This window comes from Christiangramia aquimixticola (genome assembly GCF_048285835.1).
GTDB lineage: Bacteria > Bacteroidota > Bacteroidia > Flavobacteriales > Flavobacteriaceae > Christiangramia > Christiangramia aquimixticola.
Genome location: NZ_JBLVTL010000006.1, coordinates 150,674 through 161,754 on the forward strand (window position 1 = coordinate 150,674; position 11,081 = coordinate 161,754).

The following is an 11,081-nucleotide window of genomic DNA, read 5'->3' on the forward strand; positions in this document are numbered from 1 at the left end:
GGACTCTTCCGAAGATTTTAAAATTGATATGATTATACCAAAGTCCAGAGAAGAAATTGAGTTGATGCGTGAAAGTGCCCTGATAGTTTCAAAAACTTTAGGGATGCTGGCTCCTGAGATCAAACCGGGAGTGACAACTCTGGAACTTGATAAACTGGCTGAAGAATTTATAAGAGACCATGGAGCAGTTCCAGGGTTTTTAGGCCTTTACGATTTTCCTAATTCTCTTTGTATGAGCCCCAATGCACAGGTGGTTCACGGAGTTCCTAATAATACTCCTCTAAAAGACGGAGATATTATAAGCATAGACTGCGGAGCGCTTAAAAATGGGTTTTATGGCGATCACGCCTATACTTTTGAAGTTGGTGAAGTCGCTCCTGAAGTGAAAAAGTTACTTCAGGTGACCAAAGAATCCCTTTATGAAGGAATAAGAGAATTTAAGGTAGGCAACCGTGTGGGTGATGTGGGATACGCCATCCAGAAATATACCGAGGATCATGGTTACGGAGTAGTTCGTGAACTTGTAGGTCATGGAATTGGAAAGACCATGCATGAAGACCCGGAAATGCCGAACTATGGGAAACGTGGCCGTGGAAAGAAATTTGTTGAGGGAATGGTAGTAGCGATAGAACCTATGATCAACCTTGGCACTAAAAGAATTAAACAATTACCAGATGGCTGGACTATACTTACAGCCGATAATAAACCCAGTGCTCACTTTGAGCATGACGTCGCACTGATTGACGGAAAACCAGAATTACTATCTACATTTAAATTTATTTATGAATCCTTAAAAATCAATTCAACAGAAGAAGACGAATTTAGAGCAAAAGTTTATGATTAAAAGTTACAGACAGGAAATCTGGAAAACCCTACACAAAGATTCCTGGGAAGACCGCTTCATCTACAAGGTCTCAAATTTCGGACGGATGATTAGTTATCTAAAAAATCCCGAAGGAGACTTGATGAAAGGCGGAAAAGTAGGTGGATATTTAAACTTCGCGGTAAAATTGAAGAATGGTAAGCACAAGACTTACTACATTCATCGCATTATTGCTGAAATGTTTTTAGAAAAGAAAGAGGGCGATCAATATGTGATCCACAAAAATTTTGTGAAGAACGATAATCGCGTATCTAATTTGGCGTGGGCCACCAAAGACGAATGGGTCCAACATCAATATAACAGTCCTAAGGTTCAGGAGAACAAAAGGAATCGTAAGCTTAGAAAGGTTACCTCCTACTCCAAGCTAACCTATGCACAGGCCGTAATTTTGAAGAAAAAACTTTTAGATCCAGACAGGAAAACCCGAATTAAGGTACTTGCCAAACAATTCGGAGTTTCAGAGATGCAGTTATACCGCATCAAATCTGGAGAAAACTGGGGTGATATCGAAGTATAGCCAATGAGTAATCTTTTTAAACTGGCCTTAAACAGTATACCCAGGCCCGTTCTTATTAGAGCCAGTTACTTGATAAGGCCGTTTTTAAAGATTTATCTTAAAGGTGACCAATATATCGATCCCATAGATGGAAGTAGTTTCAGGCGATTCCTGCCTTACGGGTATGAGAATCAACGGCAAAATGTGCTTTCACCTTCCACCCTCTCTCTCGAGAGGCACAGACTCCTATGGCTTTATTTAAAGGAAAACACCGACCTATTTACCAAACCTCAGAAGGTTTTGCATTTCGCTCCGGAACAGGCCTTTTACAAGCGCTTCCGTAAGCTACAGCATCTTGAGTATATAACTACCGATCTTAATTCACCATTGGCTGATGTAAAGGCTGATATTTGTGATCTTCCTTTCGAAGAGAATAGTTTTGATTTCATCCTTTGCAATCATGTTTTGGAGCACATTCCTGATGACACCAAAGCGATGCAGGAACTTTACCGGATTTTAAAACCTGGTGGCACTGCGATACTTCAAATTCCGCAAGACCTCTCCAGAGATAAAACTTTTCAGGATGACTCTATTACAGATCCTAAAGAAAGAGCAAAGATCTTTGGTCAATATGATCATGTTAGAATATATGGAAGGGATTACTTTGAGAAACTTAGAAAAATTGGTTTCACGGTTGACGAAGTAGATTATACTTCCAAATTAAGTCAGCAGGAAATAGACCTTTACAGACTGGCGCCAGGAGAGATCATTCCCGTTTGCCGGAAATAATTATTTTACAAGCTTCTCCTTAAGACTGGGAGATATATAAGTTTGCAGGTCTCCATTGGCATTGGAATACATTAAATAAACCTCAATCCCGTCAACCCTATTCAGCATTTCCTTGGTTCTGTCCAGTCCCATAGCCATCATTGCTGTCGCATAACCATCAGCCAGCATGCAGTTTTCAGCAATTACCGTAGCACTTAATAAATTGCTTTTTTCAGCAAAGCCGGTTATAGGATTCACCGTATGCACAAATTGTCTTCCGCTAACTGAATCTACGCGGTATTTACGATAATTACCTGAAGTCGCCATTGAGGCATTGTCAAGTTTAAGCTTGGCTTTAAGGTTGCGCTCCTGTTTTTGAAATGGATCATCGATACCTACAAGCCATGAATTACCAGATTTAAGGTTTTTACCCTTAGCTCTTAATTCCCCACCCAGCTCGATCAAATAATTCTCAACAGCCTTAGATTCGAGATAATCTGCAATTACATCTATCGCGTACCCTTTAGCGATGGCATTAAAATCAAGGTAAACACCAGGAGTCGATTTGCTTACCGCGCCATTTTTTTTAATACTGATTTTATTGAGGCCTACGAGATTATTTAAAGAATCAAGGGTTTCGGTATACAATTCATTTATTTGCTTTTCCGGGCCAAAACCATAAGCATTTACAAGCACTCCCACGGTAGGATCGAAAAAGCCGTTGCTTTCCTCGTAAATTTTTCTGGAGGCTTCCAGAACTTTGAGAAAATGAGCATCTACTTTCACAGTAGTATCCCCACGGTTTACCTTGGAAATATCAGAGTTAGTACTATAAGTACTCATCGACTTGTTAATTTGGTTGATTATACTATCCATTCCCTTCTCAAAAGCAATTTCCTCTTCAGAATAAAATTGAATAGCATAAGTGGTTCCTAATGCTTCACCCTGATATTTTTGTGATTCAACATCTTGTTCTCCACATGCAGAAAGGGAGATTAGAACTACTAATAAAATCAACTTCTTTAACATAACTAAAATTCTTTCAAGCCCTGATAATTTACAATATAATCTTCCTCGCTATTAATTGGCTTTTCGTAATCGTTTGAATTGGCCAATCCAACCCCGGCATAAAAAGTTTTTGCATTAAACTTCTCGGCATGTTCCTTTATTTCCTGCATAAAAGCCGGGTCAAAAGCTGCCGGATCATCTGGATATTCTATTGCTCTTACAATAACGAAATGTAATTTAGTATCCTTAAGAGCCACAAACTGTGGATTCTTTTTAAGTTTACTATTAACCCCCAGAAATTCAAAACCGTCATCTTCCAGCTCCTTCCCCACAATATTCATGGCAAGGTTATGTAACTCCTGTTTATTTAATTTAGGCATGTCTAAATATAAAAAAATCCCGCCGAAGCGGGATTAAATATTATCCTCCAAAGTCATCAAATCGAATATTTTCTGGTGGAATTCCAAAATCTTCTCCCATTTTTTGAACAGCTTTGTTCATCAATGGTGGTCCACAGAAATATAGTTCGATCTCTTCTGGTTCTTCATGTTTAGAAAGGTAGTTATCAATTACTACCTGGTGAATAAAGCCTACAAATCCATCTCCTTCATCATCCAGACTTTGTTTTACTTTCCAGTTATCTTCTTCCATTGGCTCAGAAAGCGCAAGGTAGAATTTGAAATTAGGGAAGTCTCTTTCTAATGCTCTAAAATGTTCTGTATAGAACAATTCACGTTTAGATCTACCTCCATACCAGTAAGTTACTTTTCTTCCGGTTTTAAGGGTTCTGAATAAATGGTAAAGGTGCGAACGCATTGGCGCCATACCGGCTCCCCCACCAACGTAAAGCATTTCTGCTTCAGACTCATTGATAAAGAATTCACCGTAAGGTCCTGAAATGGTTACTTTATCACCTTTTTTCAGACTAAAGATATAAGACGAAGCGATTCCAGGATTAACATCCATCCATCCGTCTTTTGCTCTATCCCATGGCGGAGTAGCAATACGCACGTTAAGCATGATCTCACGTCCTTCAGCAGGGTAAGAAGCCATAGAATAAGCTCTCTCCACAGTTTCAGGGTTCTTCATCACTAATGGCCATAAATTGAATCTATCCCATTCAGCTTTAAATTTATCCGGAGTTTCATGTTCTTCAGGGTGAGCGGTGATATCCATATCCTGAAACTTAACTTCAGTTTTAGGAACTTCAATCTGAATATATCCACCAGCCTTATAATCCATATCTTCAGGAATCTCAACAACAAATTCCTTAATGAAAGAGGCAACGTTGTAGTTTCTCACTACAGTCGCTTCCCATTTCTTAATACCAAAAACTTCTTCAGGAATGGTGATCTTCATATCCTGCTTCACCTTTACCTGGCAACCAAGTCTCCAACCGTTGGCGATCTCTTTACGGGTAAAGTGAGGCTCTTCAGTAGGAAGAATTGCTCCTCCACCTTCTTCTACGATACACTTACATTGTATACATGTACCACCACCTCCACAGGCAGAAGGAAGAAAAAGTTTATTATCACCAAGAGTGGTAAGCAGGGTTCCTCCTGAACCTACCTCAAGGTCTTTTTCGTTATTTACATTAATAGTTACAGGCCCTGATGGTGATAATTTGGCTTTTGCCCCCAAAAGGATGGAAACCAATAATAAAATCAGGACTAAGAATACTACAACACTAGCTATTATAACTGTCATAATCTTTTTTTACGATTATAATTTAATTCCCATAAAACTCATAAATCCAAGAGCCATAAGACCGGTAATGATAAAAGTAATACCAAGACCTTTTAATGGCGCAGGAACATTTGAGTATGCAATCTTCTCTCTAATGGCTGCAATCGCGATGATAGCAAGGAACCATCCTATTCCACTACCTAAACCGTAGGTAATAGCTTCAGAAATTCCACTAAAATCTTTTTGCTGCATAAACAATGAACCTCCAAGGATCGCACAGTTTACGGCAATAAGAGGAAGGAAAATACCAAGTGCACCATATAAAGCAGGAGCAAACTTTTCCACGATCATTTCAACAAGCTGTACCATGGACGCGATTACCGCGATAAACATGATAAAACTTAAGAAACTAAGATCAACATCAGCAAATTCAGCTCCCAGCCAGGTTAAAGCACCAGGCTTTAAAAGGTAATTATCAAGTAAAAAGTTGATAGGTACAGTAATAGCCAGTACGAATATTACGGCAGCACCCAAACCAACAGCTGTCTTTACAGTTTTTGATACCGCCAGGTAGGAACACATTCCCAGAAAGTAGGCGAATATCATATTTTCAATGAAAATACTTCTTACAAATAGATTAACTAATTCCATTTTTTATACGTTTTTGCCGTTCAGCTATTAGTTCTCTTCAATTAATTTACGGTTTCTCGCACGTTGAACCCAAATAATAAGTCCTACTACGATAAGTGCCATTGGTGAAAGCAACATCAAACCGTTATTTTCATAGCCTAAAGCATAAAGACCGGTAGACTCGGCTACAGTAGCGGCTTTATGACCTAATACTTCGAATCCGAATAATTTCCCTGAACCTAAAAGCTCTCTGAAGAAAGCAACGATCACAAGGATTAATCCGTAACCGGCTGCGTTTCCAATTCCATCCAGGAACGATTTATAAATACCGTTACCTAAAGCAAAGGCTTCCAAACGACCCATTACGATACAGTTGGTAATAATAAGTCCAACAAATACCGAAAGTTGTTTACTCACGTCAAAAGCGTAGGCTTTAAGGATCTCACTTACAAGAATTACCAGGGAAGCTACAACCACTAATTGCACGATGATCCTGATCCTGCTTGGAATTAAATTCCTTAGCATGGAGATGATCATGTTACTAAAAGCCATTACCACCATTACCGCGATCGCCATAACCACTGCAGGTTCTAACTGAACCGTAATTGCCAGGGCTGAACAGATTCCCAATACCTGTACGGTAATAGGGTTGTTATCGTCCAAAGGATCTGATAATAGTTTTCTATTTCCTTTAGAAAGAAAATGTTCTTTTTCTTCAGAATCTGAAAGAAAAAGGATCATTTCCTGTTTCTTTTCTTCCTCTTTAGCAGAGTTGAATTTTGTTTCTTTAGCCATAATTAATTTATTGCTACTTTAATATCCTTTTGCTTCTTAAAATAAGGCAAGTAACGCTTAAGTCTTTCTGAGATCATATCAGAAACACCGTCACCGGTAATAGTTGCACCAGAGATAGCATCTACTTTATTATCTTCCTTATTTGAAGGGTCAATATCTCCTTTTACTACAGAGACTCCTACCAAATTACCACTGTCGTCAAAAATTCTTTCGTTCTCGAATTTCTTTTTAAACCATTCCTTGGTAATTTCTGCTCCAAGACCCGGAGTTTCTCCAAGGTGATCGAAAGTAGCACCTTTAATGGTATTGATATCATCTTTTAATGAAATATATCCAAAGATCGCATTCCAAAGACCGTTTCCTCTAAGAGGAACGATGTAATATTTGGAACCTTCAACTTCAGCTACATATAAAGGAAATATTTGCTCATTTACAGGCTTCTTAAGCTCTTTGGCAAGATCTACCTTAAATGCATCAACAGACTCATCTGCTGTACCATCTTCTCTAAGAGCAATCTCTTCAACGATATATTGATCGTATAGTTTCTTAGCACCATCCCTGTCTGTAGTTATCCCCACAGTAGCAAGTATGTTCTGCATTTTTTCTTTACGAACATTATCCTGCTGGGTAGGCTGAAGTGAAGTCGCAGCAAAAGCAAGCACAGATGCTACCACCACCACAAGGATCACAGCGAACAAGAATGTGTACCCGTTGCTATTTGTTTTATTTACTGATTTCTGTTCCATAACTAAACTGCTGTTTCTATCTGATGATTAGCACTTTTAAGTCTTTTCTTTCTTCGGCTCACATTTGCCTGGATCACATAATGATCGATGGTTGGTGCGAAAACGTTCATCAACAGAATTCCGAGCATAACTCCTTCCGGATATGCAGGGTTGAAAACTCTAATCATAATCGAGAAGAATCCTACCAGGAATCCGTAGATCCACATTCCTTTAAAGGTTTGTGCTGCAGAAACCGGATCGGTTGCCATAAAAACAATACCAAAGGCAAGTCCACCAACTAATAAATGTGAATACCAAGGGAAGTTTGTAAGGTCATTACCTGCAACTCCAAGTGACGGAAGTGCATTAAAGATCAATCCCATTACTGCGGCTCCAATAAATCCACTAACAATAATTCTCCAGTTTCCAACTCCTGTAAAAAGTAAGAGTAAAGCACCCGCAAGGATACATAATGCTGAAGTTTCTGCTATAGACCCTGGAATTATTCCGTAGAACATATCCATTACTGAATGAGTTACCTCGTTTCCAGCGGCAAGATTACCCAGAATTGTTTCACCGGATACTCCGTCTACTTCAGAAGCATTACTAACCCATACAGTGTTACCCGACATAAAAGTAGGATAAGCAAAAAATGCAAATGCTCTTGCTGTAAGTGCCGGGTTAAGAATGTTCATCCCGGTTCCACCGAATGCTTCCTTTCCAATTAATACTGCAAACACAACAGATAACGCCACCATCCAAAGCGGGATATCTATTGGCATGATCATAGGTATAAGTAATCCCGTTACCAGATAACCTTCGTTTACCTCGTGACCTCTAAAGATCGCGAAAGCAAATTCTATTCCAAGACCTACTCCATAAGATACAGCGATCATAGGTAAGATCTTCATGGCGCCATGTATAAAAGCATCCATAAAAGGCACTCCCTCTGCTGCATATTCAGGTAACTGGTGCAGATACTGGTATCCACTATTCCACATCCCAAATAACAAAGCAGGAACAAGAGCAACCACCACGGTGATCATAACTCTTTTAAGATCCACAGCATCACGAATGTGTGCTCCTTTTTTTGTTGTATGATTAGGAGTAAACAGGAAAGTATCCAAGGCATTTATCGCCGGAGCATACTTTTCAAGTTTATTACCTTTATTAAAAGGCTCTCTAATTTTATCTAATCTTTGTCTAATCCATTCCATAATTCTTCAGCTTTTTAACCTACTTCGGTAATCATTAAATCCAGACCTAAACGAATTACTTCCTGAATTTCGATCTTAGAAGTATTTACGTATTCTACCATGGCGAAATCTTCCGGCGCAACTTCATAAATACCAAGATTTTCCATTTTCTCGATATCACCGGCCATACAAGCCTTGATAAGTTGCATTGGATAAATGTCCATTGGTAACACCTCTTCCATTTCACCTGTCACCACAAGCGCTCGCTCTTCACCATTTAAATTGGTAGTTGGCGCATACTTACGATTAGGGAACAACCAGGATAGAGAAGTCCTTGAATTAGAATGTATATTATTATAGGTAAAAGGCAACCACCCGAACATACGGTAGTTATTCCCTTCAGGGATCAGGGTTACTTCGTTCTCAAAGAAACCTATATATTGATTATTACTTAGCTTGGTACCGGTAAGCACATCACCAGAAATTATCCTAACATCTTCAGAAGCCTGACCAATAAGGTCTGATACATTCGCTCCGATATTAACCTGATAATACTTTCGGTTTTTAGCTTCACTTCCGGCTACAGCAACAGTTCTCTCAGCTCTGAATTCTCCGGTTAAGAAAACATTACCAATAATGGCAACATCTTCTATCCCAACAGTCCAAATACGTTCACCTTGATTTATTGGATCAATTTTGTGAATTTGAACTCCCACATTTCCTGCAGGGTGAGCTCCTTTAACATGATGCAATTCCACACCCTGAATATTCTTCAGGTATTGTGAAGAAGAATCATCAACAGCAACATGTACCTTCCCCGGTGTAAGTTTTCTCAAAGCATCGATACCAGCCTGAAAAGCTGCTACTTTGTCCTTGATTATAAAACCTTTATCAGCCGCAAGAGGCGCAGTAGTTACTGCAGAGATAAAAATAGCTTTTGGAGTATCCTTAGGATCAGCGACAATATCATAAGGTCGTTGATAGATAAAGGCTCCACAGCCACTTTCAAGAATCCTTTCCTTTACCTTATTAGCTTCAGCTTTTGCCGGGTCCATCTTACCAAAATCACGGTAAGCATTTTCAGCATCAGCTTCGATAATAACTTCCAGGATCCTTCTTTTATCCCCTCTTTTAATTTCTTTTAAAATACCACTAACGGGTGTCGTAAAGCGAATTTGTTCTGTATACTTCGAATAGAAGATTTCATCACCGGCAAGAAGTTTAGCACCTTCTTTTACTACCATTTTAGGAACAACAGTGTGAAAATCTGGCGGTTTGATCGCGTAAGTCTTGGATCTTGGAGCCTTTACAAGCTCTTTTTCCGCCTCTCCTTCTAATCGCAGAGATAATCCTCTTTTAATTCGAATGTCTTTTGACATAGGATGGAGTGTATGTTAAATTTTTAGTTTAAAGTCGGGCAAATTTATGAATTTTAACGCCATTTTTCACAAGATTTAAAAGAATTTTAGTTTGGTCAACTGTTAAATAAAAAAGACAAATAATGGAATATTCATTTAAATTTGTGTAATATTCTTAAATATGAAAGCCTTTTCCGTATTCATTCTATTTGTATTAATCGGCGCCAATTTATTTGCACAAATAGAAGAAACCGCCCCTCCCCCTTTTATTAGAACTGTAATTCTTAAAGGTAATGCGATGGAAAGTGGCGGGACTCCCATGGTTCCCCTGGGAGCATCCATTCAACTAAGTTTTGACGATATTATAGGCGATGAGGCAGACTATTATTATACGCTGGAACACTTCAATTTTGACTGGACTCCCACCGAATTGAATAAAACCGAATACCTTGAAGGCTTCGACAATGTTCGAATTTCTGACCATTACAACGCTTTAAACACATTACAGCCATTCACACATTATGAATTAAGTATTCCTAATAAAAATGTAAAGCATCTAAAGGTTTCCGGAAATTACCTTTTAAGTATTTTTAATGTCAACCGGGAATTGGTTTTTTCCAGAAAATTCATGGTATATGAACCCATTGTTCAGGTAGCCGCAGAAGTTAAAAGATCGAGAGACCTCAATTATATCGATGAGAAACAAGTCGTAAATTTCAGCATAAATTCTCCTGAACTTATCCTTAAAAACCCGGATCACAACCTCAAAGTTGCTTTGATCCAGAATTCCAATCTCAATACCGCGATCACCAATCTTAAACCTCAGTATAGTATTGCCAATGAATTGATTTATAGATATGATAAAGAATCTGCATTCTGGGGAGGCAATGAATTTTTACAATTCGACAATAAGGACATTAGGGTGACCACGGCTGATATTTCTTCTGTAGAACTGGGAGACCATTATCATCATTTTCTCTATATAGATCTCACCAGAGCCAATCAACCTTATTCATATAATCCTGATATTAATGGGAAATTCGTGATCAGGAATTTCCTGGCTGAAAACTCCAACCGGGAAGCAGATTATGTCTGGATCCATTTTAGATTAAAAAATTATGATGACCTAAAAGGACAGCAGGTACATATATATGGTGCTTTCAATAATTTTACAATTGATGCCAGCACAAAACTGACCTATAATGAAGGAACCGGACTTTATGAAGGTGCGCGGCTATTTAAACAAGGTTATTATAATTACAAATATGTGCTGGTAGATGAAAACGGCGCTATTGACGAAGGGTTTATTAGTGGGAATTTTGATGAGACTGAAAATGATTATCAGATCCTGGTGTATTACAGTCCGCCGGGAGCAAGATATGACAGGATAATTGGGATAGGTCACGCCAGCTCAAGAAACATCCGGAACTAATCCTTTTCACCCATGCGGGAAAAGCCTACTAAAACTGAATCGATTTTTAAATTCCGGGGTGAAAGTTGCTTAAACTGTGGCTTACCATTAGACAGATGTGACAA

At 38.8% G+C, this 11,081-nt stretch carries 12 protein-coding genes; 4 read left to right on the forward strand and 8 right to left on the reverse strand.

Going from position 1 to position 11,081, the window contains the following annotated elements; all coding sequences use genetic code 11:
- The first annotated feature begins 28 nt into the window (after positions 1-28).
- The 3 genes from map to ACNKXV_RS12695 all read left to right on the forward strand — a co-directional run bounded on the left by map (position 29) and on the right by ACNKXV_RS12695 (position 2,168).
- Positions 29-844, forward strand: coding sequence for a type I methionyl aminopeptidase (gene map / locus ACNKXV_RS12685; protein ID WP_417908151.1), 816 nt, complete (start codon positions 29-31; stop codon positions 842-844).
- 85 nt (positions 845-929) lie between these two features.
- Positions 930-1,400 carry an HNH endonuclease gene (locus ACNKXV_RS12690; RefSeq protein ID WP_417908110.1) on the forward strand — a complete coding sequence of 157 codons (471 nt, stop codon included), beginning with the start codon at positions 930-932 and terminating at the stop codon, positions 1,398-1,400.
- 3 nt (positions 1,401-1,403) lie between these two features.
- On the forward strand, positions 1,404-2,168 hold the full coding sequence (locus tag ACNKXV_RS12695; RefSeq protein WP_417908111.1) for a class I SAM-dependent methyltransferase: 765 nt from the start codon (positions 1,404-1,406) through the stop codon (positions 2,166-2,168).
- Here the strand turns inward: ACNKXV_RS12695 and ACNKXV_RS12700 are convergent, their stop codons facing one another.
- The 8 genes from ACNKXV_RS12700 to ACNKXV_RS12735 are packed head-to-tail and all read right to left on the reverse strand — an operon-like array spanning position 2,169 to position 9,566.
- On the reverse strand, positions 2,169-3,176 hold the full coding sequence (locus tag ACNKXV_RS12700; protein WP_417908112.1) for an FAD:protein FMN transferase: 1,008 nt from the start codon (positions 3,174-3,176) through the stop codon (positions 2,169-2,171).
- Positions 3,177-3,178: 2 nt separating this feature from the next.
- Complete coding sequence (locus ACNKXV_RS12705) at positions 3,179-3,535, reverse strand: Na(+)-translocating NADH-quinone reductase subunit F (RefSeq protein WP_417908113.1); 357 nt, start codon at positions 3,533-3,535, stop codon at positions 3,179-3,181.
- Between the two features lie 40 nt (positions 3,536-3,575).
- Positions 3,576-4,862, reverse strand: coding sequence for an NADH:ubiquinone reductase (Na(+)-transporting) subunit F (nqrF, locus tag ACNKXV_RS12710; RefSeq protein ID WP_417908114.1), 1,287 nt, complete (start codon positions 4,860-4,862; stop codon positions 3,576-3,578).
- A 15-nt stretch (positions 4,863-4,877) separates the two neighbouring features.
- The gene (gene nqrE / locus ACNKXV_RS12715; RefSeq protein WP_417908115.1) at positions 4,878-5,492 is read right to left on the reverse strand and encodes an NADH:ubiquinone reductase (Na(+)-transporting) subunit E; all 615 of its coding nucleotides are present in this window, start codon (positions 5,490-5,492) and stop codon (positions 4,878-4,880) included.
- A 27-nt stretch (positions 5,493-5,519) separates the two neighbouring features.
- Positions 5,520-6,266, reverse strand: coding sequence for an NADH:ubiquinone reductase (Na(+)-transporting) subunit D (locus tag ACNKXV_RS12720; protein WP_417908116.1), 747 nt, complete (start codon positions 6,264-6,266; stop codon positions 5,520-5,522).
- Positions 6,267-6,268: 2 nt separating this feature from the next.
- Positions 6,269-7,012: a Na(+)-translocating NADH-quinone reductase subunit C gene (locus ACNKXV_RS12725; protein WP_417908117.1), complete on the reverse strand. Its 744-nt coding sequence runs from the start codon at positions 7,010-7,012 to the stop codon at positions 6,269-6,271.
- Positions 7,013-7,014: 2 nt separating this feature from the next.
- A complete protein-coding gene (locus ACNKXV_RS12730; RefSeq protein WP_417908118.1) occupies positions 7,015-8,208 on the reverse strand; it encodes an NADH:ubiquinone reductase (Na(+)-transporting) subunit B in 1,194 nt (397 codons plus the stop codon).
- Between the two features lie 14 nt (positions 8,209-8,222).
- Complete coding sequence (locus tag ACNKXV_RS12735) at positions 8,223-9,566, reverse strand: Na(+)-translocating NADH-quinone reductase subunit A (RefSeq protein WP_417908119.1); 1,344 nt, start codon at positions 9,564-9,566, stop codon at positions 8,223-8,225.
- A 160-nt stretch (positions 9,567-9,726) separates the two neighbouring features.
- Between ACNKXV_RS12735 and ACNKXV_RS12740 the strand changes: the two genes are divergently transcribed.
- On the forward strand, positions 9,727-10,977 hold the full coding sequence (locus ACNKXV_RS12740; protein ID WP_417908120.1) for a type IX secretion system plug protein: 1,251 nt from the start codon (positions 9,727-9,729) through the stop codon (positions 10,975-10,977).
- The last annotated feature ends 104 nt before the right edge of the window (positions 10,978-11,081 follow it).